This window comes from Ruminococcoides bili, from assembly GCF_040093295.1.
GTDB lineage: Bacteria > Bacillota > Clostridia > Oscillospirales > Acutalibacteraceae > Ruminococcoides > Ruminococcoides intestinale_A.
The window spans coordinates 14,429-36,783 of the sequence record NZ_JBBNJY010000020.1 but is presented as its reverse complement, the minus strand read 5'-3'; the positions used below and the strand labels follow the sequence as shown (position 1 = coordinate 36,783).

27 protein-coding genes are annotated in these 22,355 nt (G+C 41.3%); 21 read left to right on the top strand and 6 right to left on the bottom strand.

Features of this window, described 5'->3' with window-relative positions; all coding sequences use genetic code 11:
- Positions 1–222: 222 nt before the first annotated feature.
- The 5 genes from rpe to AAAY30_RS07665 form a co-directional block, all read right to left on the bottom strand.
- Positions 223–876: a ribulose-phosphate 3-epimerase gene (rpe, locus tag AAAY30_RS07685; RefSeq protein ID WP_337781426.1), complete on the bottom strand. Its 654-nt coding sequence runs from the start codon at positions 874–876 to the stop codon at positions 223–225.
- Between the two features lie 18 nt (positions 877–894).
- Positions 895–3,636: a hypothetical protein gene (locus AAAY30_RS07680; protein ID WP_022235622.1), complete on the bottom strand. Its 2,742-nt coding sequence runs from the start codon at positions 3,634–3,636 to the stop codon at positions 895–897.
- Between the two features lie 27 nt (positions 3,637–3,663).
- Entirely contained in the window at positions 3,664–4,419 is a 756-nt protein-coding gene (gene rlmB / locus AAAY30_RS07675; RefSeq protein WP_022235621.1) for a 23S rRNA (guanosine(2251)-2'-O)-methyltransferase RlmB, read from the bottom strand.
- A 109-nt stretch (positions 4,420–4,528) separates the two neighbouring features.
- Positions 4,529–5,119, bottom strand: coding sequence for a DUF6512 family protein (locus AAAY30_RS07670; protein ID WP_186936079.1), 591 nt, complete (start codon positions 5,117–5,119; stop codon positions 4,529–4,531).
- Between the two features lie 49 nt (positions 5,120–5,168).
- Positions 5,169–6,566: a spore germination protein gene (locus AAAY30_RS07665; RefSeq protein ID WP_337781425.1), complete on the bottom strand. Its 1,398-nt coding sequence runs from the start codon at positions 6,564–6,566 to the stop codon at positions 5,169–5,171.
- Between the two features lie 245 nt (positions 6,567–6,811).
- Here AAAY30_RS07665 and AAAY30_RS07660 point away from each other — a divergent pair, with 245 nt between their 5' ends.
- From AAAY30_RS07660 to AAAY30_RS07580, 17 genes are read left to right on the top strand one after another with little or no spacing between them, the layout of a single operon-like run.
- On the top strand, positions 6,812–7,303 hold the full coding sequence (locus tag AAAY30_RS07660; RefSeq protein WP_022235618.1) for a terminase small subunit: 492 nt from the start codon (positions 6,812–6,814) through the stop codon (positions 7,301–7,303).
- Positions 7,293–8,540, top strand: a complete 1,248-nt coding sequence (locus AAAY30_RS07655) for a PBSX family phage terminase large subunit (protein WP_301954379.1) — start codon at positions 7,293–7,295, stop codon at positions 8,538–8,540. The genes AAAY30_RS07660 and AAAY30_RS07655 overlap by 11 nt, the downstream gene beginning before the upstream one ends.
- Before the next feature lie 11 nt (positions 8,541–8,551).
- A complete protein-coding gene (locus AAAY30_RS07650) occupies positions 8,552–9,703 on the top strand; it encodes a serine/threonine protein phosphatase (protein WP_301954346.1) in 1,152 nt (383 codons plus the stop codon).
- Positions 9,687–10,667 carry a hypothetical protein gene (locus AAAY30_RS07645; RefSeq protein WP_303106861.1) on the top strand — a complete coding sequence of 327 codons (981 nt, stop codon included), beginning with the start codon at positions 9,687–9,689 and terminating at the stop codon, positions 10,665–10,667. The genes AAAY30_RS07650 and AAAY30_RS07645 overlap by 17 nt, the downstream gene beginning before the upstream one ends.
- Positions 10,668–10,681: 14 nt before the next feature.
- Entirely contained in the window at positions 10,682–11,017 is a 336-nt protein-coding gene (locus AAAY30_RS07640) for a hypothetical protein (RefSeq protein WP_022235614.1), read from the top strand.
- Between the two features lie 13 nt (positions 11,018–11,030).
- Positions 11,031–12,041, top strand: coding sequence for a phage major capsid protein (locus AAAY30_RS07635; protein WP_303106860.1), 1,011 nt, complete (start codon positions 11,031–11,033; stop codon positions 12,039–12,041).
- A gap of 12 nt (positions 12,042–12,053) precedes the next feature.
- Positions 12,054–12,413 carry a hypothetical protein gene (locus AAAY30_RS07630; protein ID WP_296152794.1) on the top strand — a complete coding sequence of 120 codons (360 nt, stop codon included), beginning with the start codon at positions 12,054–12,056 and terminating at the stop codon, positions 12,411–12,413.
- Positions 12,410–12,766 (top strand): hypothetical protein, encoded by a 357-nt coding sequence (locus AAAY30_RS07625; RefSeq protein WP_186936063.1) that lies wholly within the window; start codon positions 12,410–12,412, stop codon positions 12,764–12,766. The genes AAAY30_RS07630 and AAAY30_RS07625 overlap by 4 nt, the downstream gene beginning before the upstream one ends.
- Positions 12,741–13,172, top strand: coding sequence for a hypothetical protein (locus AAAY30_RS07620; RefSeq protein ID WP_195410394.1), 432 nt, complete (start codon positions 12,741–12,743; stop codon positions 13,170–13,172). Before AAAY30_RS07625 ends, AAAY30_RS07620 begins: the two co-directional genes overlap by 26 nt.
- Positions 13,173–13,175: 3 nt before the next feature.
- Positions 13,176–13,535 (top strand): hypothetical protein, encoded by a 360-nt coding sequence (locus AAAY30_RS07615; RefSeq protein WP_022235609.1) that lies wholly within the window; start codon positions 13,176–13,178, stop codon positions 13,533–13,535.
- Positions 13,535–13,663, top strand: coding sequence for a hypothetical protein (locus tag AAAY30_RS07610; protein WP_294657150.1), 129 nt, complete (start codon positions 13,535–13,537; stop codon positions 13,661–13,663). Before AAAY30_RS07615 ends, AAAY30_RS07610 begins: the two co-directional genes overlap by 1 nt.
- A complete protein-coding gene (locus tag AAAY30_RS07605; protein WP_337781424.1) occupies positions 13,660–14,178 on the top strand; it encodes a LysM peptidoglycan-binding domain-containing protein in 519 nt (172 codons plus the stop codon). Before AAAY30_RS07610 ends, AAAY30_RS07605 begins: the two co-directional genes overlap by 4 nt.
- On the top strand, positions 14,172–15,098 hold the full coding sequence (locus AAAY30_RS07600; RefSeq protein WP_337781423.1) for a hypothetical protein: 927 nt from the start codon (positions 14,172–14,174) through the stop codon (positions 15,096–15,098). Before AAAY30_RS07605 ends, AAAY30_RS07600 begins: the two co-directional genes overlap by 7 nt.
- A gap of 1 nt (position 15,099) precedes the next feature.
- A complete protein-coding gene (locus AAAY30_RS07595) occupies positions 15,100–15,438 on the top strand; it encodes a hypothetical protein (RefSeq protein ID WP_022235605.1) in 339 nt (112 codons plus the stop codon).
- Complete coding sequence (locus tag AAAY30_RS07590; protein WP_252558804.1) at positions 15,431–15,781, top strand: hypothetical protein; 351 nt, start codon at positions 15,431–15,433, stop codon at positions 15,779–15,781. Before AAAY30_RS07595 ends, AAAY30_RS07590 begins: the two co-directional genes overlap by 8 nt.
- Positions 15,768–16,826 carry a baseplate J/gp47 family protein gene (locus tag AAAY30_RS07585; protein WP_252558805.1) on the top strand — a complete coding sequence of 353 codons (1,059 nt, stop codon included), beginning with the start codon at positions 15,768–15,770 and terminating at the stop codon, positions 16,824–16,826. Before AAAY30_RS07590 ends, AAAY30_RS07585 begins: the two co-directional genes overlap by 14 nt.
- Complete coding sequence (locus AAAY30_RS07580) at positions 16,826–17,302, top strand: putative phage tail protein (RefSeq protein WP_443711272.1); 477 nt, start codon at positions 16,826–16,828, stop codon at positions 17,300–17,302. Before AAAY30_RS07585 ends, AAAY30_RS07580 begins: the two co-directional genes overlap by 1 nt.
- 158 nt (positions 17,303–17,460) lie before the next feature.
- Here AAAY30_RS07580 and AAAY30_RS07575 read toward each other — a convergent pair whose 3' ends face one another.
- The gene (locus tag AAAY30_RS07575; protein WP_022235601.1) at positions 17,461–18,159 is read right to left on the bottom strand and encodes a CpXC domain-containing protein; all 699 of its coding nucleotides are present in this window, start codon (positions 18,157–18,159) and stop codon (positions 17,461–17,463) included.
- A gap of 150 nt (positions 18,160–18,309) precedes the next feature.
- On the opposite strand from AAAY30_RS07575, the gene AAAY30_RS07570 reads away from it, so the two are divergent.
- From AAAY30_RS07570 to AAAY30_RS07555, 4 genes are all read left to right on the top strand, one after another.
- Positions 18,310–18,939, top strand: a complete 630-nt coding sequence (locus tag AAAY30_RS07570) for a hypothetical protein (RefSeq protein WP_252558807.1) — start codon at positions 18,310–18,312, stop codon at positions 18,937–18,939.
- 384 nt (positions 18,940–19,323) lie between these two features.
- Positions 19,324–20,541: a hypothetical protein gene (locus AAAY30_RS07565; protein ID WP_295057104.1), complete on the top strand. Its 1,218-nt coding sequence runs from the start codon at positions 19,324–19,326 to the stop codon at positions 20,539–20,541.
- A gap of 35 nt (positions 20,542–20,576) precedes the next feature.
- Positions 20,577–21,761 carry a hypothetical protein gene (locus tag AAAY30_RS07560; RefSeq protein ID WP_499215837.1) on the top strand — a complete coding sequence of 395 codons (1,185 nt, stop codon included), beginning with the start codon at positions 20,577–20,579 and terminating at the stop codon, positions 21,759–21,761.
- Positions 21,762–21,820: 59 nt separating this feature from the next.
- Positions 21,821–22,237, top strand: coding sequence for an adenine nucleotide alpha hydrolase family protein (locus tag AAAY30_RS07555; protein ID WP_294662660.1), 417 nt, complete (start codon positions 21,821–21,823; stop codon positions 22,235–22,237).
- Positions 22,238–22,355 lie beyond the last annotated feature (118 nt).

Sequence of the window (22,355 nt, the reverse complement as noted above, 5' to 3'; positions counted from 1 at the left end):
TATTGTACTACTTTTAAATATCAATTAATTTCAAAATACAAGCATAAAATTTAAAGGTTCTCTAACATGAAAAGGTTGACCAAACTTTTATAATTGCTTGTCAAAACAGTTTGCTAAACCGTAATTTACCCAACGCAAAAACAAACATAACAACTAAAAACACCGTCATTGTCGGACAGAACCGATAATGACGGTGTTTTGTTTTTAAATATTATAAAATAATTAATTTTCGGCAATGGCTTTAAGCTCTGCAATGGCTTTTGCGCTGTCTTCGGCTTTGAAAACAGCTGTGCCGGCAACACATACATCAACACCTGAATCGGCTGCCTGTTTGATTGTCGATGTGCTGATTCCGCCGTCTGCCTCAATAAGAACATCAAGACCACGCTTTGCGCACTCTGCTTTGATTTCCTGTACTTTCGGCAGCATATCCGCCATAAAGCCCTGACCGCCAAAACCCGGTTCAACAGTCATAACGAGCACCATAAACAATTTGTCGAGATATGGGAAAACTGCGCTTGCAGGTGTGTTCGGCTTAATTACAAGTCCGGGTTTTATGCCGTTTTCTGTGATTTTATCAATAGTTTTGCTGATGTCGGAGTCGCTTTCTGCATGAAAAGTAATAATATCTGCGCCGGCTTTTGCAAAATCATCTATATACTTAAGCGGTTCTGAAATCATAAGATGTACATCAAATGGTTTTTCGGTGTAACTTCTTACTGCTTTTATTACAGGTGCGCCGAATGTGAGGTTCGGCACAAAGTGGGCGTCCATAACATCAAGGTGCATATAGTCGGCACCGCATTTATCCATTTTTTCAATTTCTTCTCCCATTTTTGCAAAGTCACAGGAGAGGAGTGAAGGAGCAATTTTCATTTTGCAAACTTCCTTTCATCAGGTTTTATGTATAAGCGGTGCAACAAGTGTAGCAACGCCCCAGAACATTGAATATATAAGTACCTCAAGTGTGCCGAGCACGCCTACTCCCGCATAAAGTGCAAGGGTGGCTGTGAGCAGTACGCCGAGTACAATCGAGATAAGCTGAATTACGATTGAAAGTGAAATATTACGCTTTATTTGTACACTTCCCGATACAGCCTTTAAGAAAGCCGATGTTTTACCGTTTGTGATGAGGTAAGCTCTTGAAGTTTCTTCAAATGTAGACTTACATTCCTTAAGTACCGTGCCAAGTCCTGTGGGAAGTACCTTTACTGTACGGTAAAATACATTGTAAAGACTGCATATAAGGTCATTTGTAATATTGCAGTCGGTTGAGTGCACAAGTATGCTTATGCCGTTTGCCTCGGCTCTGTGAAGTTCCGGCATAAGGATTGAATCGGCAATATAGTGAGTTACAAACATTGCAATCAGTCTGCCTGCACGGGCAACATATGTTACCTGTTTGCCGCTCTGAATGTACTTGTCCTCATACTCAATACTCGGAGTTTCTACGCTGTATTTTGTCATAAGCTCACGGTTGCCGACAAGGATTCGTTCACCGTTTACCCAGCCTACAAGTCCAAGCTCATCTTCGTAGAGAACGCTCTCAACCTCCGGCAAATCGCCCTCGGTTTCATCGACTACCTTTTCAAATACTTTGGCAATCGGGTTTTTAGCCTCTTTAAGAATTGCAATTCCGCACAAAAGCGATTCGTCTGTATTGTAATCCTCAAAAGTCTTTATGCCGTCAAGGAATACCGAGTCGGCAGGGAAAAGCTCGTTTGCGTCAATCATTACCGCTGTACTGTCGCAGAACTGTTTTACCGACGGATAACCCGAAAGCATTGCGCCTGTAGGCAAAAGTTTTTTGCAGAGGTTATACATAGGAATGTTTACCGCAAGTAATGTTGAAACAGGAACGCATACCGCACATACAAGCGCAAATGCATTTACCGCACCCGAAAACGAACCGAAGAATATGCCGTAAAGGAGCGCAACCACTACCGCAATTATTGAGGTAGCAGGTGCAAGCTTGGAGGCGAGGTCTTCACTGGGGTCGGGTGCATAGGAGATCTTAAGAAAGTTTGACGGAAAACCCGTGCGGTGCTGATAAGCAATGATTGGCTGCTCAACAGCCGTACCGCTCATCATCTGTGTTGCCACAGATTCGTTATTGTAAATTTTAGCGGCATATCGCTGACCGTCGGCAGCGGTAAACTTAAAGTTTTCTTTAACTCTCAGTACCATAAGCAATTTGCCTAAGTTGTTGGCAAAGAAAGCAACCAGAACTATTACCGTATAGTAGTTGATGTCAAAGCCGGTAACTCCGTACAGACAGAAGAAAGATACCACTGTCTGTATTACGGACGCAACCGCCGCAAGTGCAACCGCCGTATCGGAATTTCCTTTAAAATGCGTAAGCGGTGTAAGTCCGCTCATTATTGATACTCTGTTTACAAAGGTTGAAAAACCGATTAGCAAAAAGTTGATTACCGCATAGGCAACAGGAGCAAAAAATACTGCGCTGCATATTGCCTGCGGGAACAGTCTTACAAGCACCGTAATTATTATTGATACAAGTGCAAGTCCGCCTGTGAGCATTGTTCTGCCAAAGAGCTTTTTTATGTTCAGGTTGATTTCCTGCATTATGCTCTTTTCGTCATCTTCGCCCATATAGTCATCGACCACTTCGGTTTCCTTAACGGGAGTGTCGTTATCGTCCGACGCATCTTTTGAAAAAAATCCCACAAGGCTCGACATTATCTTTTCTGATGCCGAATGAAAATCAAGCGGCTCAACTTCGTCATCGTCCTCTTCAACAATGACTGTACGCTTGGTTTCGGGCTTTATTACATGAGCGATTACCGATGGATTTTTTGATTTTATATATTCCTCGTACTCATATCCGACAACCTCGGAAAATTTGCCCGCTTTTACATTCAGTGCGTTCTGCTCGCCCTCTTTGCGGTAAACAGGCACTTTGGCTATAACCTTTTTGTGCTGTTTAACATCGGGTTCGGGAGTTTTGAACAGTTCGTCAAACTTGCCCTGCGGCTCGTTCGGAGCTTTGGGCGGTTTGGTATCGTCGTCCGTAATATCTATATCAATAGTATGTATACTTTTTATGTGAGTTTCGTTGTCGTTGAACTGGTCGACATCGTCTAAAATATCTTGAGAAAAAGTTGTGCCCTCGGAATATTCGGGAGTAAGGGTGACAATTTCTTCATCGTCTTCGTTTTCCGAGTCCGTATCTGTTTTTTCGTCGGAGTTTGTTTGCTCTGTTGACTTGTTTTCTTCAAGAGCGGTTTCTTGCTTTTCCTCCGATTTTTCGTCTTTATCCTGCTCCGTATTTTTTTCGGTTTCTTTTAAAATTTCGTTTTGCGGTGACGGGTAGTCATCGTCCGTACCCTCAAGAACAAGCTCGGCTTGCAGGGTAGTGGCTGTTTTGTCGCCTGAAATTTCATTTTCGTTTACAGTCTGTTCTTTATCCACATCAAGAGGATTGCTGTTTTCAAGCCTCGGCTTTTTATCTGCATTGCTGAAAATTTCGGCAACAGGCTGTTTTGCTCTGTATTTTTGAGCAGTAAGCTCCATTTTTTCCTGATCTAAGAGGTATTTTGATTCCTCTAAGATTTCGTCAACCTCTCTGTCACGGTCAATAAGCTTGCTGTCCTCATTGGTTTGGTTATTCGGCAAATTTATCACTCCTTTAACAAAAAGCGTTTATCTGTCTTTCATTGCGCTGTACATTATAATGCCTGCCGCAACAGATGCATTAAGAGAATTTATTTGTCCTTTCATCGGCAAAGATACTATAACATCGCATTTCTCACGCACAAGTCGGGAAATTCCCTTACCCTCGTTGCCTATTACAATTGCGCACGCACCCGAAAAATTGCATTTTTGGTAGTCTGTACCGTTCATATCTGCACCGTACACCCATACGCCCTTGCTCTTAAGGTCATCAATCAGGGCGGCAATGTTTGTTACTCTTGCCACACGCATATATTCTATTGCACCGGCAGACGCCTTGCCTACTGTGTAGGAAAGTCCCACACTGCGTCTTTTCGGAATAATTACACCGTGAACTCCGGCACATTCTGCGGTACGGATGATAGCGCCGAGGTTGTGCGGGTCTTCGATTTCGTCAAGAATTACAATAAAAGGAGGCTCGTCCTTTTCTGCCGCATACGCAAGAATATCATCTACCGTTGAGTATTCTCTGACAGCGGCAAAAGCGACAATGCCCTGGTGGTTTTCGTTGCCGCTTACATAGTCAAGTTTTGTGCGGTCAACTTCTTTTACAAGTATGCCCTTGTCCTTGGCTTTGGCAAGAATTCCCACAACAGCGCCGCTCTTTTCGCCCCTTGCGACAAGAATTTTATCAATAGGTCTGCCACTGCGGATAGCCTCGCTTACAGGATTTCTGCCTGCTATAACATCAGGCTTTACTTCTGTATCGTTGTTTCTGTTATTCATATAAAGCTTTCCTCGCTTTGTCGATAATCTGTTTTTTGAGTATCTGAAAGTCATAATTTTGTCTGTATGCTTTCAGATACTCTTTAAATTATAACACATATTAAATTGATTAGGAATAGTTTAGCGAAAAAAAGCTGTCGAGATATACTGCTCCTTTGTCAAAATTTTCGGGAATTATGCCGTACAGCCCTGTGGTTCTGTCCATAAAAAGATAATTGTGCATAGGGAACGGAGTGAGCGAGCAGTACAAAACCACAAACAGCAGCAACATAAAAAATGCGGGGTAAAACAGTACCTCACACTTTTTGCTGCCGACCGTCAAGCGGAAAGATATGAAAAAAGCTAAAGTACAGCAAATGAGTGCGGCGGTAAATTCGGGCAGAAAGTGGGTTTGCGCACCTGTAAGAGAATACAGCAGGCAAATTGCCGAATATGAAAGGCAGAAAAACCAAAGGGAAACCGCCTTTGCGACAATAAATTTGCGAAACGGAATTTTTATACATAAAAGTTCGATTCCCGCCCATAAAAGATACGGAAAGAGCAAGGTTTTTTCTATTTCCCATATACTGTCGTTTACCGAACCGAACATTACGCCGATAAGTGTGTGTCCGCTCAAATCAAGCAGATTTTGCATAAAGACAGACATTATAACTATAAATAAAATTCCCGCTATTTCAAGATACATCAGTTTTTTCTGCATATAATCACCTCGTTTGTAAAATATATGCAGAAATTACCTTGGTAATGATTTAGCGTGGGTTGCGTATTCGCAGAATTTTGCGCAGAAATTCTTTGCCGTTAAACGGAACAAGCGGATATAAATAGCTTTTGCTTGAGAGCGTACGATTGGTGCAAAGTAAAACGAGATTTATTATAAACGCAATTATAAATCCCCATACATTAAATATATAGGTCAGTACAAGCAGGAGTACACGGCAGAATTTAAACGAGTAGCCGAGTTCAAAATTCGGTTGTGTGAAGTTTGCAACTGTGACAAGCGCCATATAAAGGATTGCCTCCATTGATACCCAGCCCGACTCAACGGCAAACTCAGAAAGAGCTATAGCGCCGATAATACTAAGCGGTGTGGTAAGACTGTTCGGAGTGTTGAGAGCGGCAAGCCGCAGTCCGTCAATTCCGACCTCCATAAGAATAAGCTGCCAGAATACGGGAATGTTCTGCGGTTCGTCAAGCAGTACAAAGCGAAAAAACTCGGGGCAGTAGTCGGGATTTTGCAGTGCAAGCAGCCACAACGGGGTTATAAGCACGGTTACTATTGTTATAAAATACCGTGCAAGTTTTAGGTATGTGCCTGTGACAGGCGGAAAGTAATAATCGTCAGCTTCTTCAAGCACATCAAAGATAGAAGTCGGCAAAAGCAGGGCAGACGGTGCGTTATCGACGAGAATAACTATATTTCCGTCAAGAATTGCCGATGCCGTGGTGTCGGGGCGCTCCGTGTGCTTTACCTTTGGAAAAGGGTTGTACCACAAATTTTTGTAGAGCGCCTCGACAAGGCTTTGCTGATTCATTGTAAGCGATGGAACATCAATGGCTTTTAAGCGTTTGTCGAGATTTGCAAGGAGCTTTTTGTCAACCTTGTTTTCCATATATATAACTGCGATATCTGTGTGGGATTGAGTGCCTACCGAGTATGCTTTTACCGTGAGATTTGTATCACGGATTCGCCGACGGATAAGGGCGGTGTTGTTTATCAGCGTTTCCACAAAGCCGTCACGACTGCCACGCAGAACCTTATCGTTGTCGGGCTCGCTTGTACTTCTCTGTGGGTATGTTCGTGTGTCGAGCAGGATAACTTCGGCAAAATCCTCTATTATAAGTGCGGAAATACCGCTTAAGACATCTGTACATATTTTTTTGAGGTCAGAAGTTACTTCTACTTCAACATAAGGGACTGAGGACTGTGCAAAATAGAGTGCGGATTTAAAATTTTCGGATTTTACATTTTTGTAAAAAAATTCAAGTATTTTTTCTGTAATGTCATCTTTTAAAAGCCCGTCAATAAAAAATAAAGCAGCTTTACGGTCGGCAATTATAAGGTCACGCTTGACAAGGTCAAAACTTTGGTCACTGCGCAGAGCGTCTGAAATTATTTGAAGATTTGTGTTGTAATCGGTAGTAAACATATTTCCTCCGTGTTGTATTAAATGATTGTTCAAGGTTTAGTTTTTAACATTTTATTGAAAATATGTTAAAAGATTGAAATTGATTAAAATCGGGTACTGAATTTTGAAAAAACTTAGAAAAAACCGATTTTAAAAATTTTTTTAAATTATTTTTTGAAAAATTAGCCTAATTAATGCAATTTTTGGAGTTTTTGTATGTATAGTTGAAAGGCAGTTTTAAATTTGCTTTTCAAACGGAGGTGTTTATGGAAAGAAAATCAAAAGGACTTACCGCCAAGGAAAAAACTTTTTGCAATTGTTTTGTAAGCTGCGGAAGTGCTGACGAGGCGGCTTATAACGCAGGCTTTGTCAGAAATCCAAAGAGGAGCGGAGAAGAGCTTTTGTGCAGAGAAGATATTGCCGATGAAATTAAAAGGCTCGGCAAATGCCGCACAAGTTCGCTTTCGGAGATTGCCACCGTGGGTTACAGAAGGCTTGCTTTCGGCAAAATTTCTGACGCCGTGTCGCTTTTATATATGGAAAATCCGTCAAGGGAACAGCTTGAGCATATGGATTTGTTTTTGGTTTCAGAAATAAAAAGACCAAAGGACGGTTCTATGGAAATCAAATTTTTTGACAGGCTCAAAGCACTTGAAAAGCTGACAGACGACAGCGAAAAAGAGGACAGGGCAACTCCTTTTTATGACGCTATTGCCAAGGGAGCGGAGGCATTGAGAAGTGAAACCGATGAAAGTTGATACTTTTTCAAAACAACAGCTTAAGGTGCTTTCGTGGTGGTGCAAGGAGAGCCGATACAAAAATTACGACGCAATCATCTGTGACGGCGCAGTGCGTTCGGGCAAAACTTTCTGTATGAGCATTTCATTTTTTGCGTGGAGCTTTTACAGCTTTGCAAATTCGGATTTTGCCCTCTGCGGAAAGACTATTCGCTCTCTGCGCAGAAATATGGTAACTCCGATAATTCCCGTGCTTAAAAGCCTCGGATTTGAGTGCAGTGAGCAAATTTCAAAAAATTTACTTATCGTGCGCTACGGCGATATTGAAAACAGGTTTTACCTTTTTGGAGGTAAGGACGAGTCCTCTGCCTCTCTCATTCAGGGTATGACACTTTGCGGTGTGCTTTTTGACGAAGTGGCGCTTATGCCCCGTTCTTTTGTGGAGCAGGCACTTGCAAGATGTTCGGTAAACGGTTCAAAGTTTTGGTTTAACTGCAATCCCGAATATCCCCGTCACTGGTTCTACACCGAGTGGATTCGGAAAGCCGACAGCAAAAATGCGTTATACCTGCATTTTACAATGGAGGACAATCCGTCGCTTTCAAAAGAGGTGCGCCAAAGGTACGAGGGTTTGTATTCAGGTGTGTTTTATCAGCGATTTGTGCTCGGCAGATGGGTTGCGGTGCACGGTGCGGTGTATCCGTTTATGGACGATGAAAAAATGTACTGCGAAGTGCCCAATGTCGGTTTTGACGATTTTGCGGTTTCGTGCGATTACGGTACGGTAAACCCTGCGTCATTCGGTTTGTGGGGTGAAAAAAATTCCGTATGGTATCGAATTAAGGAGTATTATTTTGATTCCCGCAGAGAGGGTTATCAACGCACCGACGAGGAGCATTACGCAAAACTCGAAGAGCTTGTCGGCAACAGAAAAGTAAGTCGGGTAGTAGTTGACCCGTCAGCCGCAAGTTTTATTGAGGTAATACGCAGACATAAAAGATTTAATGCAGTGCCCGCCGAAAACAATGTTGTAAACGGTATTCGGCTTGTAAGTCAGGCACTCAAGGACGGCAGAATAAAAATCTGCTCAACCTGCAAAGACGCAAGGAGAGAATTTGCACTTTACAGGTGGGACACAAAAAACGGCGCAGATGTGCCGATTAAGGAGAATGACCATTCAATGGATGATATAAGGTATTTTACGGCATCAATATCGACAGGCAAAAGGAGCTTTTCGGTATTTGCCCTTAGGCGATAGGAGGTGTTAGATTGAATTTGTTTTCACGCAAAAAGAAAGAGAGCAAGGGCACGGTTGTGCAGACCGCACAGAGGAAAATCAATTCCCCTCTTGCAATGTTTTCGGATGTGAGCAGTACGGCTGCGGAGCGTGAATTGTTCAGAAATCTGCGAAAATCAGTCCCGGTAATAGATGCGGCAATATGTAAGCTGATACGCTTGCTCGGTACTTTTACCGTTACGGCAAAAAACAGCCGCTGTCAGCAGATTATTGATGATTTTATGAGCAATGTATGCACAAACGGCACAGGCACGGGCATTAACGGCTTTGTGTATTCGTATATGGAGTCACTTTTGACTTACGGCGAGGCTGTGGGCGAAATGGTGCTTTCCCGTGACGGAAAAAGAGTTGTTGCACTTTACAATGCAAGTGTTGACGATGTTGAGATACAGGAGGGCAGTTCACCGCTTGACCTTGTGATTTGCTCAAAAAACGACGGAATGATTACCCCGGTTAAGTATTCAAACCTTGTGTTTGCCACTCTGTTAAATCCCGAACCCGGCACTGTCAGAGGCAGTTCGCTTTTAAAAGGTTTGCCGTTTGTAAGTTCGGTGCTTTTAAAGATTTTTGAGTCAATCAAAACCAACTGGGAAAGGGTAGGCAATGTGCGTTTTGCGGTTACTTGCAAACCGTCCGACAACACTGTATTTACAGAGGACAGCGCAAGACTTATTGCAGACGAATGGAGCAAGGCTATGCGCAGTGAAAGCGTGTGCGACTTTGTTTCGGTGGGTGATGTATCGGTAAAAGTAATCGGTGCGGAAAATCAGATTCCCGATTGCGATGTGCCGATTAAGCATCTGCTTGAGCAGATTGTTGCAAAACTCGGTTTGCCGCCGTTTTTACTCGGATTTTCGTGGTCAAGCACGGAGAGAATGAGTGAACAGCAGGCGGATATTCTTACAAGTGAGCTTGAATATTACAGAACATTGCTCAACCCGATTATTACCAAAGTTATAAGAACTGTGTTAAGGCTTGAGGGTTACACCGACGGTTTTGCTGTTGAATGGGACGACATTAATATGCAGGATGCGGTTCAGCTTTCAAACGCAAGACTTAACAATGCAAGGGCAGAACAGATTGAATTTGAAACAGGTAAGGTGAAAAATGACAGGAGAGATTAAAAAGGAAATTAATGCGGTGACAGACAGCACAACCGCCGAGGTTACCGATAAGGAAATGGAGCTTATCAATGCGTATTCACGCAGAAAGCTGACAAAGGACGAGGTATATGTTTTCGGTGTGGTTTTGTGCGACAACGATATTGACCGTGACAACGAGCGTTTTACCGTGGAGTCGCTTTTTGAACTTGAAAAACTTTTTGTAGGCAAGACGGGTATTTTTGACCACTCGCCGACAGCCAAAAACCAGACGGCAAGAATTTTTGCCTGTTCGGTTGAAAGCGTTGACGGCAGAAAAACGGCAACGGGTGATGATTATTTCAGACTTACCGCAAGGGCATATATTCCGAAAACCAAGGGTAACGATGAGATTATTCAGGCGATTGACAGCGGTATTTTAAAGGAAGTAAGCATAGGCTGTGCCGCAGGTGAAGTAAAATGCAGTGTTTGCGGCGAAAGCCTTAATCACTGCTCGCACATAAAGGGCGAAACCTACGGCGGCAGAAAGTGTTACGGCGAGCTTTGCGGTATTTATGACGCTTACGAATGGAGTTTTGTTGCCGTGCCTGCACAAAGAAGTGCGGGAGTTATTAAAAGTTTTAAGGGAAAGGAAATGAAGATGGAGGAAATTTTAAAGAGTATTTACACCAAAAAGGATATTAATTTAAGCGGTGAGGAGTGCAAAAAACTTTGCTCGTACATAGATGAGCTTAAGAAAAGTGCCGCCGACGGAGTATATTACCGTGACAGCCTTACTTCGGAAGTGCTTAGATTATCGGCTGTTGTTCAGCCTGATATTTCAAGAGAAACTATGGAGAGCGTTGCAAAGAGTATGAGCGTAGTTCAGCTTAAGGAATTTAAAAATGCTTTTGAAAAAAGGGCGGACAGCATTTTGCCGTCGGTTCCCCAGCTTTACAAACAGAAGAACGATATTACAGCCGAATCAAACGGCAATTTTAAAATATAACGGAGGATTAAATAATGAATGTAAATTTTAACGGTTATGACGAAAATGTGCTTACTTTTGAGGCAGGCACCAATCTTAAAACAGCGGGTGTTCCTGTAAAAATGACTGATGACGGCAAGGTAACGGCTTGCACAAGCGGAGAAGTATTCTGCGGTATTTGCCTTTCATTGAGAGGCGGTTATGCAACGGTTCAGCTTAAGGGCTATGTTACAATGCCCGCCAAATCAAAAATCACAGTGGGTTACAAGAAGCTTGCTGCGGGCGAGGGTTCTGCAGTGGCATCATCAACAACAGGCAGAGAGTATCTTGTGTTAAATTCAACAGCCGACTCGGTTGGCTTTATTCTTTAAGGAGGTAAAAATTATGGCAAATTTTGAAAATATTACAATTGAAAAGGGAATGTATCAGCAGAAGGGCAAGACACTTACAGATGTACTTGAAACTCTTGACCCGTCGGAAAACTATAAGGGTACGGCGCTTTCAAATCTTGACGCTTTTTCAAGACAGCTCAAGCGCTTTGACATTAAGGTGAACGGCAGCGGCAGTGACTGCGTGGAAAAATTCTTCCAATCCTCGGACTCGGCGGCACTTTTCCCCGAATATGTCAGCCGTGCGGTAAGGCAGGGTATGGAGAGAGCGGATATTCTCCCGCAGATTGTGGCTACCGTTACAAATATTGACGGAATGGATTACAGAAGCATTGAGTCCGATATGACAGACGATGACAAGACTTTAAAGCCTGTGGGCGAGGGCGCTGTAATTCCGCAGACAAAAATCAAGACAAGAGAAAACCTTGTAAAACTTCACAAGCGTGGCAGAATGCTTGTGGCATCATATGAGGCGGTAAGATTTCAGCGTATTGATTTGTTTACGGTTACATTAAGACGAATCGGCGAGTACATTGCAAGGGCACAGCTTAAAGACGCTATTGAGGTGCTTGTAAACGGTGACGGCAACGCAAATCCTGCGGCAAATGTTGATGTTGCGGCGAGCGGTTCAATTACTTATGCCGACCTTTTAAAACTTTGGTCACAGCTTTCACCGTATGAACTCAATACAATTATTGCACCGACAGACGCTATGCAGAAGTTGCTTTCTATGAGCGAGATGCAGGATGCAAACGCAGGTCTTGATTTTCAGGCAAGCGGCAGAATGATTACACCGCTCGGAGCATCTCTCCTTCATGCTCCGGAAATGACAGGCAGCAAGATTATCGGTTTTGACAAGAACTGCGCACTCGAAATGGTACAGGCAGGCAATGTAAATACCGATTATGACAAACTTATTGACCGTCAGCTTGAAAGAGCGGCAATCACCTGTACCGCAGGTTTTTCAAAGATTTTTGCGGATTCCGTAAAGACTTTGTCTTACTGATGAGGTGAAGTTTTGAATACGGGCAACATTGTTGAAAAATTTGAACTGCTTTCCGGTATTGAGAGCAGTGAGTCGATTAAGTGGCGTAGTGTTGTGGACGATGCCTGTGCCTATGTGTATTCAAGAATTGCCGACAAACCGCTTTCCGCAAGCGATGAACGCAGGATTGAGCTTTTATGTGCCGTTTATGCGTACAAACTTTATGTTATGTGCGGTAAAAGCGAAGTTTCTTCATTTAAGGCGGGAGATGTTACCGTAACAGCTCCTGCCGATGAGGGCGACAAAGCCGAAAAGCTCTGGCAGGACCAGCTTGCAAAATGTTCTGATTTAATTAAGAAAGAGGGATTTTTGTTCGGGAGAGTGGTAACTTGAAAATCTACGGCACAGTAGGCAAACTTATTGACAGATACGGCACGGAAGTTACGGTCGATAACGAAAAGACAAAGGCTTTTATTCAGCCGATAAGGTATAACAGCAGATATTACGGTACAACAAAACGCAAAGTGTCGGGAACGGTTACTTCGGAAAGATTTTTGTATATAGGCAAGCCCGAAACAAAACTGACTTGCGACAAAAGCGTAATACAAATCGCAGACCGTAAATATATTGTTAGGAGATACGATATTTACCGTGTGGGCAGGTACGGAGTATATGCATATGGCGTACTTGCACCGTGCGGTGAGGTATTGGAGGATGAGTATGAATCAGATAACTACACAACTTGACAGAATTATTGCAAGGCTTAAGCAAAACGAAAAACTTGCAAAGGTAAAGTTTATCAGAGAGCACGGAAACCACGGTGCAGAGATAAATTTAACAAGTTTTCTTGCGGTAGTTGCGGTTACGGATACCGTACTTTCAAAAAAGTATGTGGGTGATTATCTTTCCGCATCTGTAAAGGGCGAGCAGTTTTTGGCAAAAGTGCAGATCTTTGTTTATGCTCCTGCCGATGAAAACGGCAGCGGACTTTCTGAAATAACCTGCGAGATTATGCAGGGGTTGAAAAAGGCGGATACCGAAAAAATAATTTCGGAACTGTCGGTATCCGCAATTGATTTTGATACGGATATAAATGCTATTTTCAGAAAAGTTGAGTTTACTATGGAATTTTTTGTTTGCGAGGAGGTTTAAAGGTTGAGGGAATTTTTAAAGGGAGAGGATATTACCGTGCTTAAAAACGGCAATATCCTTGGAGGAATAATAAGTGTTGAAACGCAGAAAAACAGCACGGTTTATGGGGTGAAACAGTATATGAGCGACAGTGTGAGCTGTGCGCATACAAAGGACGAATACACTGTTACCATAGAGATGAATGTGCCGAGCAGAGAGGGCTTTTTAAAGGAAAGCAGAATGGACAGCATTGAACTGAAAACTGCCGACGGCAGTGAAACCTACAGAAATTGCACGGTGAAAAGTGCATGGTGCAGACACAAATCCGCCGATTTTTCAATACTGAAAATGGTGCTCGGCTGCGAGAAAAGAGAGGTTACATAATGGATTACAAAGAAAATGATTTTGCCAAAAACGAGGGACAGGCTGAAAAAATCAGCGAGGAACTTGAAAGAGAGAGCAGACGATACAGTCACGGATTTTCGGAGGAAGAAGAGGCAAGAGAAAGATGACGCTTGTTCCTATGAGATTTAAAAACTATGAATGGAGATATAATCCGGAAGTGATAAGTTTTGAGTGTGAAAAAAACATACAGGAGCTTAACTCGCCGAAAAACACGGCATATATTCAGAACCTCGGCAGAAAAAACAGGCTTATAAAAGGAAAAGGTCAGCTTTGCGGAGAGGATTGCCACGAGCAGTTTGCAAATTTGTGGAAAGTTTTTGAGGAGGGCGGAGTAGGTGTGCTTGCATTGCCTTTTATAAAACCGGTGTATGCGGTGTTTGAAAAACTTACGGTAATCGGCGAGCCTGTACCCGATATGCTTACATACAGCTTTGTTTTCAGAGAAGTTATGGAGAAAGAGAAGAAAACGACGGTAAATACATACATCACAAAAGCAGGCGACTGTTTGTGGGATATTTCTTACGCTTTCAATGCTCGGATTGAAACGCTGTTAAAACTCAATCCGTGGGTTAAGCGGGCGGACGAGCTTATGCAAAAAGGAAAGGTGATAAAGCTGTGCTGAAATTTAAGATGACAACGCATAGCGGAATGCTTTTACTGCCGTCACCCGTTACCGTGGTGTATAACAGTGAGTTTTCTGTGCCTGCCGATGATGTAACCGTTGAATTTCCGTATATCAAAGGATGCGAGGACGGCGATTTTCTTTACGGCTTTGACGGCGAAAACTTAGTGTTTAAGGGGCAGATTGACGAAATTATCACCAAAAGCAGCGGTGAGAAAATTACCGTAAAAATTACGGCGAGGAGTATGGCAGGTATTTTGCTTGACAACGAGGCAGAACCTTGCATTTACTTTAATGCGTCATCATCCGTGATTTTTGAACGGCATTTACAGCCGTTTGGCTTTAACGGTTACATCGGCGACAACAATCCTTATTTCGGTTATATAAAAATCAGTAAGGGCATGAGCCAATGGCAGGTGCTTGAAAATTATTGCGTAAATAAATACGGAAAAAAGCCGAGAATTACAGGCGACGGCAGAGTTATATTAAACGGCGGTATCAACGGTGAAGTGCTTTGCTTTGGTAACAATGAAAGTTACAGGTATATTTCGGCGGAAAGCAGAATAAAGCGTTACAAGGTGATTTCCGATGTCAGATTAAAGGTGAAGCAGGGTAACAGATACGGCAGTGTAATAAAAAACAGCCTTGCGGATACAAGGCTTGTGCGCAGAAGATATGTTGACGCATTGACAGGCGGTGGTTCTGTGGGAACAGCCGACAGAATTATAAGCACCAGCAACGGTAATGGTTTTGAAATTGAACTTGTATGTCCGTATATGCTTATGTGCGAGGTCGGCAACAAAGCAACGATTAACGATGAGGTTATCGGTTCTTATGACGGACTTTATGTGCACAAGATAAGATACACTGCCGACAGCAAGAGCGAAAAAACAGTTATTACACTGAAAAAGGAGATTTGATATGTGGATTGCAGAGAATTTAAGTAAAAATTCAATTAATAAACCTACAGCGGAGAGCGGTAATGTTGTGATGAGTGAAATCGGCAACAATGCGATCATCGCATCGGGCGAACATATAGGACTTGATTTTGTTACACCGTACGGAATCGTGTCTATTCCTCCCGTAAAGGAAAAAGCCGTTGTACTTCCGCTTGCCGACAAGGAGGTTTGCGTGGGCGTTATTTCGGAGGTTTCTTCCGTTCAGCCGGGTGAAATCCTGCTTAAGTCAAAGGGCGGTGCAGAAGTATATCTGAAAAATGACGGCTCGGTATATATAAACGGTGTAAAGGTTGGTGACTGATACGGATACGCTGATTAAAAATAAAGATATTGCGGTTGACAGCGGCGGCAGGTATATTCATATTTCGGGTGACGATGAAATTTTACAGCAGGCATTTTTTAAAATCAGCGCAAAATTTGCAGGCTTTGTGTATAACCGTGAACTCGGATGTGAACTAAACCAGGTGGATTTTGATGATGAGAATTTTCAAGAAAAAGTTAATCTTATAATGTCGCAGGCACTGGCGGATTTTCCGACAGTTACTGCGAAAGTTTTGGCTTTGAGAAAACCGAAATTCAGTATCAGACTGATTTGCAACGAAAGCGTAAGAGAGGAGATTATTAATACAGATGATTACCTATGATGAAATTTACAACAGAATGAAATCGGAGTTTTCGGCAAAAAGCAAATATGATTTTGACGAAGCGAGTGATGCGGCAATAAGAATGAGAGTGCTTGCAGGCGAAATTTTTAACGCAATGACAAATATTGAGTGGCTGAAAAATCAGATGTTTGTTGCTACCGCAAGCGGCGAGTATCTTGATTATTTTGCATCTCAAAGAGGACTTGAGCGTAAGCAGGCGCAGAAAGCGCAGGGTGAACTTACATTCTTTATCAATGAACCTGTTGAAAACAGCATTTTTATTCCTAAAGGAAGTATGGTCGCCACGGCAGACACCGAGCCGCTAAGATATGTTACTGTTGAAGATGCGGAGATTGCGGCGGGAAATACACTTGTCAGCGTTTCGGCAGAGGCGGACAAGGCGGGTAAGATTTCAAATATTCCCATTAATACAGCAAAAATCATTGTATCCGCACCTGCGGAAATCAATTACGCATATAACAGAGAACCGTTTGAGGACGGTTGTGACGCAGAAACCGACGATGAATTAAGGGAAAGAATTAAGGCAAGTTTTCTTGTGCCGTCAAACGGAACAAACAAAGCATATTACGAAAAACTTGCGCTAAGTGTACCCGGAATTACTAAAGCGGGAGTTATAGCAAAGGGCAGAGGTACGGGCACGGTAGATGTATATGTAAGCAACGGAGAAAATTCACCGTCATCGGCGGCAGTGGCACAAGCGCAGGTGCTTATCGCCAAAAACAGAGAACTGAATGTTGATGTTAAAGTTATTTCGGCACAATTGAGAAAAATTAATTTGTCTGTCGCAGTGTATGCTAAAGACGGATATATCAGAAATGATATAGTGAACATTTGTACACAGGTGTTTAAAGATTACTTAAATGAAATTGAGATAGGCGGCACTATGTATGTGGCGGAGCTTGGAAAAAGGCTGATGAACAGCGGCTGTATTTGTTCATATAAATTTCCGACGAATTTTGTTGATGTGAATGCGACGGCGGCACAGGTATTTTCGGTCGGCACTGTAAAAATTGAGGTGAAATGATGGACAGTTATACTTCAATGGTTAAAAAACTTACGGATACCAAACTTTATTCGGTTAGAACAGGCGGCAGAACTTATGCGGAGTTAAAAGCCTTTGCCGCAGGGCTTGATCTGCTTTTTAACGAGCTTGACGAAATGCTTAAAGAATATTTCATTGATACGGCGCAAAGTTACGGACTTACCGAACGGGGAAGATTTACAGGCGCAGTGAGAGATGATTTGAGTATTGAGAAAAGACGGGAACTTTTAAAGATAAGAGAGCAGACAAACGAGGAGTTTTGTACTCCCGAGGGTTTTAATAAAATTTTGGAGGGATACGGACTCGGTAATTTTAAAATCACCGAAAATCCGTCCCAAAATGCTTTGAGCGTAAAAATTTCCGATTCCTTGAGCGAATTAAATAAAGTATGGGTAAATAAAATGATTGAAAAAGACTTCCCTGCTCATCTTGAGATTACGGTTGAATTTGCAAGTTGATTTTAAGGGCGAACGGTAAAGTGTGGTTCGGCTTACTTTAGTCAAGCGACAAAATATTAAATAACAAAAAATTTGAGCGGTAAACCACAACCCACCACTCATTAAAATACAAACAAAAAACTCCTATCGGTAATGGTTACTGATAGGAGTGTAATTTTTTAATCTTCATTTAATTTTCTGACCTTTTCCATGTGGCGGAAATGTTTATAGCGGTAAAGTACATTTTCTGCCCATTCTCGGTCAATTTTTATAAAGCCTTTAAGTTTTTTGTCTTTATAAGCAAATTTGTCAATGATTCCCTTTGACTTGCCGTATATTTCAAGTCGTGCGGTTTGTACATACGGTTCTTTGTCTTTGCCTGTAAAATATGTAAATCCCATTGTGTTGGTTTCTCTGTCATACATTGACAGGTAACCCTCGTTTACTTCAATGTTTCCGAGCTTTTTCGATACCGTCTGGCTAATTGCGAGTTTTGTCAATTCTACAGCCATATCGTCAAGTCCCGATTCAAAAATAAACAGCTTTTCCTTGAATGCATTGAATGTTGGCACAATTCGCTTGTTGATGTTGCGCAGATTGCTGTATTTGTTTTCAAGCTCATTGTCGCAAAGCTGAAAACGGTCAATTTTAGGTATAAGGTAAACCATAAAACGGTTTTTCATATCGTTATATAAAAGCGGATAGTTAAGTTTAGCGGTGTAGCCGCAGGACGGACATCTGAAATCAAACAACTCTCCGTCAAGCACTCTTTTTCTTATAGTTTTGTCTCGTGCAGGATTTATGCTTGTGTGGATTTCCGCTTTGCTAAGTTCTCCACAACCCGGACACACTATTGCTTTTATTACCTTGTCCGACATATTTCAACACCTCTTTCTAAAATATTATATCAAACAAGTACATTTTTAACAAGCAAATTCAAAAAAAATATTGATTTTATCTTTAATATCTGTCATAATAATAGTGTTATAAAAACGAACCCGCATTTATGCGTTAAAGGAGATATTGCTATGACTTTTTTTGATACTGTTAAAGGTACAGTCAACACTGCGGCAGATACTATTTCTAATGTTACTCAGAATATTGTTGAGAAAAACCGTACAAATGCAAAACTTAACCGTCTTCGCCTTATTATGAAATGTGAAAGTGAGCTTATGAACAGAGCATATATTGCTTTGGGTAAGTCTTTCTATGAGAATGCAAAGAAAGGCGAGAGCGTTTCTGAAGAACAGCAGAAAAAGCTTTTTGAAGTAATTGAAAATTCCAAAGCTAAGATTGCCAAGGCAAGAGAGTGTTACCGTCAGATTGTTGACAGTTCAAACGATATTTTTTACGGTACACCCGAAACACAGCCGAAACCTGAATTTAAAAACGAAGAGGTTGTTGACATTACAGTTGCTTGCTCAAATGAAAACGAGTACAAAAGTTCTCCTTTCGAGGCACAGCCGGAGAAAAAGGAAGAGCCTGCAAAAGAAGTTCAGAACGAACCCGTAAAAGAAGAAGTTAAAACAGAAGAGAAAAAATCTGTTGATAGGGAGATGGAGGCTTTAAAGGCTTATGTAAATAGGCTCTCACAGAGAGATGCTAAGGACGAAAGCCTTGACGCCGACACCGAAACCGATGACACAGAGTTATTTTGATTTTAACTAAAAAATAAATTCTTATCCGCTGTTCTTTGTGAATGGCGGATTTTTTTTGCCGTGAATTTAGGCGGTTATTTATCAAAAGTTGGGGTAAATTATGGTTAACTAAACTTTTATAATTCTTATGCCAAAATTCACCTTAATTTCACACGGTCAATATAATATAATCATATACAGAGGCTATGATATTTACACAGTCAGAAAAAAGTATAGTATCATACGAAATCGCCGATTTTTGTATCATTTTTGCATCTAAACAAAATTGTTGTTCTTTTTTGCTTGACAAAATCGTTGTATAGATATATAGTTATATGTATTAATGAGTGTAATACAAAGTGCGTATATAAAAGCTGATTTGTATAGAAAGGGAGCAACTTTTTAATGAAAAAGTTTGTGTTGATATTTGTTACTGCGGTTGCGGTGGCTAGTGTTTCTGTTTTTGCCGCATATAATTTACCGGAAAACACCGATGCATCTAAATACGAAAACACGCATACTATGGCGTCAACTGTTATTAACAAAAAGCCTGCAGAGTTTACTACATCGCCGAATGTTGATATGACAGGATTTGAACTTACCAAAAATTCGCCGTCAAAGTTGAACTTAAAATGCGTTGATGAGTATCAGGAAGAGTGCTTTCCAAACAATGCTTACCACCCAAAGGTGCTTGATTTAGGTAAAGACGGTTGGAACGGATACAGATACTGGGTGTCATACACTCCGTATCCGCAAGGCAATGATGAATACGAAAATCCGCATATTGTTGCATCGAACGATTTAATTAACTATTCCGAAATTAAATTTTCGCAACCTGTTCTCTCAAATTATAAAAATGGCAGATGCTTTAATTCGGACAGTGAGATCGTTTATAACAATGACTTGAATCGTCTTGAGATAATATGGAGATACACAGACTATGATATTGATTATGCCTCTCTTTTAATGAGTTATTCATATGACGGCAATACATGGAGCAAACCGGAAACTTTTTTTGAAACCTATGACAGAAAAAAAGAAGATATGGTAAGTCCCGGTATTGTATATGATAGCGGTACATACAGAGTGTGGTATGTAAATGCTTATAAAGTAAAGTATCGTGAACTCAAGGATGGAAAATGGTCAAAAATAAGAATGTGTAAACTGCCTTATGAAAACGATGCATTTACATGGCATATAGATTTAATTAAGAATAATGATAAGTACGAAATTCTGACTTGTGCAACCGAAGATAAGCAAGATAGAAAACATATGAATCTTTACTATGCAAAGTCAGATGACGGATTGAAATTCGGCACTGCCAAAAAGGTTCTTGAGCCTACCGGTAACGATTTTGACTGGGACGGCAACGGACTTTACAGGTCGACATTTATGTATTCGGACGGAATGTATTATGTCCTTTACGGCGGAAGAAATGACGCCAAAAATTTTGGTGTGGGACTTTTATTCGGTAAAGATATGTATAATCTTTACGGTACAAACTGCGATTATATAAATGACGGAGTAAACAGTGCAGGGAAGTTTTGGAATTTTATAGATCAGTATAAAGATTTTTCAAGTGAATCCGAGATAAGCGAGGAAGGCTTTAAAGTTGACGGTTGACTTAGTAATGCTGATTTAGTTTAGGAAGGGTACATATGAAGAGAATACTTGCATTTTTGCTTGTGGCAGTTATGACTGCATCGGTTTTTGCAGGCTGTGCAAATACAGGAAATGCTGTTTCAAACGGTGTGAGTGAAAGCAAAACATCAACATCAGAAACAAAGCCGCAGATATCATCAGCCGCTTTAAGCAAACAAACTAATTTAAAAAGTAAAAATACAGAAACTGACTCAAAAAAGAAATTTAAACAGAATTTTAATTTTTCTTCAAATTCAATAAGCAAACTTAATTTGATAAATTCCGACAGTACTATTGAAAGTTACTATCCGAACAATGCATATCATCCAAAGCTGATTGATATGGGTAAGGAATGGAACGGTTACAGATTTTGGTTGTCTTACACACCTTATCCAAGTGGTAATGACTACTACGAAAATCCGCAGATTGTCGGAACAAACGATCTTATAAATTATTCGGAGGTAAAATTTACAGAGCCGCCGCTTGCAAATTATAAAAAATCCGTACGCTATAATTCGGACAGTCATCTTGTATATAACAAAGAACTTGACCGCCTTGAGCTGTTTTGGAGATATACGGATTACGATACCGACTATATGGCATTGTATATGAGATATTCGTATGACGGTGATAATTGGAGCGACAAACTTGTTTATTTTGAAACCTACGAAAAAGAAAAGTATGATATGGTGAGTCCTGCCATAATCCGTGACGATGGTGCATATAAAGTATGGTATGTGTGTCATTATCAACTCTATTACAGAGAATTGAGAAACGGTGTATGGTCGCAGCCTCAACCGACAGACTTAACTTTTGAAGACGGTGCATATGTATGGCACCCTGATGTAATAAAAACAAACCGTGGATATGAATTGTTAGCCTGCGCTACAACCAATAAAAAAGACAGAAAGCATATGAATCTGTATTTTTCAGCATCGGAGGACGGACTTAGTTGGGAAACAGCAATGAAAGTAGCTTCTCCGTCAGATGATTATACAGTGTGGGACGGCGGCGGACTTTACAGACCGTCATTCATATATGCGAATAATCACTATATAGTTATGTACAGTGCAAGAAACGATTACAACGACTTCGGTATCGGACTCCTTGTCGGCAGGAATATGTTTAACCTGCATGGTACCGATTTGGATTATATATATATAATGGTCAGGCAGATGCCTCACACTTGTGGGATTATCTGAACAACGATTTATAAACCGTGCAATGCGACTTACGCACGGAAATATTTGGAGGTGACAAAATGAATACTGAAAAGCGTGCTGTAGTGCTTGCTTGTGTAACACTGCAGTTTGATTGCGACCGAATTATTAAGATTGCAAAGCAGATTGCAGACGATACGGACTGCGACTTAAGAGTATTGTCTGTGCTTGAGCCTACGCACGATTACACCGAGGCAGCTTGGCAGATTGAATACCTTAATATGGTATCAAAACAGTTTGGTGCGGATATGACAGTGCTTTTTGATAAGAACGCAGATCGTGCAGCGGCTGAATTTGCCAAGAAAAATAATGTCGTAAGAATTGTAACGGGACTTCACGATGGCGGTAAAGAAAGCTTCCTTGTAGGCTTTAACATACTTTTGCCTGAAATGCCGCTTACAATGGTTGCAAAAGATAATATGGTCTATTCTATGGATGTATGTAAGGTATGTTCATAAGAATTTAAAATTATTTAATATGTTAATGTGATTTAAAAGTTTGCAAATTCTTTTTCTTTCTTAATATACTCTCCCTAAAAAGGCTGACTTCGGCAATTGATACCGAGTCAGCCTTTTA

Coding starts and splice junctions, on each gene's coding strand:
- AAAY30_RS07580 (WP_443711272.1), top strand. CDS start 16,826: ATGGACAGTTATACTTCAATGGTTAAAAAACTTACGGATACCAAACTT.
- AAAY30_RS07560 (WP_499215837.1), top strand. CDS start 20,577: ATGAAGAGAATACTTGCATTTTTGCTTGTGGCAGTTATGACTGCATCG.
- rpe (WP_337781426.1), bottom strand. CDS start 876: ATGAAAATTGCTCCTTCACTCCTCTCCTGTGACTTTGCAAAAATGGGA.
- AAAY30_RS07655 (WP_301954379.1), top strand. CDS start 7,293: ATGAAAGTTGATACTTTTTCAAAACAACAGCTTAAGGTGCTTTCGTGG.
- AAAY30_RS07670 (WP_186936079.1), bottom strand. CDS start 5,119: ATGCAGAAAAAACTGATGTATCTTGAAATAGCGGGAATTTTATTTATA.
- AAAY30_RS07640 (WP_022235614.1), top strand. CDS start 10,682: ATGAATGTAAATTTTAACGGTTATGACGAAAATGTGCTTACTTTTGAG.
- rlmB (WP_022235621.1), bottom strand. CDS start 4,419: ATGAATAACAGAAACAACGATACAGAAGTAAAGCCTGATGTTATAGCA.
- AAAY30_RS07595 (WP_022235605.1), top strand. CDS start 15,100: ATGTGGATTGCAGAGAATTTAAGTAAAAATTCAATTAATAAACCTACA.
- AAAY30_RS07645 (WP_303106861.1), top strand. CDS start 9,687: ATGACAGGAGAGATTAAAAAGGAAATTAATGCGGTGACAGACAGCACA.
- AAAY30_RS07555 (WP_294662660.1), top strand. CDS start 21,821: ATGAATACTGAAAAGCGTGCTGTAGTGCTTGCTTGTGTAACACTGCAG.
- AAAY30_RS07620 (WP_195410394.1), top strand. CDS start 12,741: ATGAATCAGATAACTACACAACTTGACAGAATTATTGCAAGGCTTAAG.
- AAAY30_RS07575 (WP_022235601.1), bottom strand. CDS start 18,159: ATGTCGGACAAGGTAATAAAAGCAATAGTGTGTCCGGGTTGTGGAGAA.
- AAAY30_RS07660 (WP_022235618.1), top strand. CDS start 6,812: ATGGAAAGAAAATCAAAAGGACTTACCGCCAAGGAAAAAACTTTTTGC.
- AAAY30_RS07605 (WP_337781424.1), top strand. CDS start 13,660: ATGACGCTTGTTCCTATGAGATTTAAAAACTATGAATGGAGATATAAT.
- AAAY30_RS07635 (WP_303106860.1), top strand. CDS start 11,031: ATGGCAAATTTTGAAAATATTACAATTGAAAAGGGAATGTATCAGCAG.
- AAAY30_RS07665 (WP_337781425.1), bottom strand. CDS start 6,566: ATGTTTACTACCGATTACAACACAAATCTTCAAATAATTTCAGACGCT.
- AAAY30_RS07585 (WP_252558805.1), top strand. CDS start 15,768: ATGATTACCTATGATGAAATTTACAACAGAATGAAATCGGAGTTTTCG.
- AAAY30_RS07565 (WP_295057104.1), top strand. CDS start 19,324: ATGAAAAAGTTTGTGTTGATATTTGTTACTGCGGTTGCGGTGGCTAGT.
- AAAY30_RS07610 (WP_294657150.1), top strand. CDS start 13,535: ATGGATTACAAAGAAAATGATTTTGCCAAAAACGAGGGACAGGCTGAA.
- AAAY30_RS07570 (WP_252558807.1), top strand. CDS start 18,310: ATGACTTTTTTTGATACTGTTAAAGGTACAGTCAACACTGCGGCAGAT.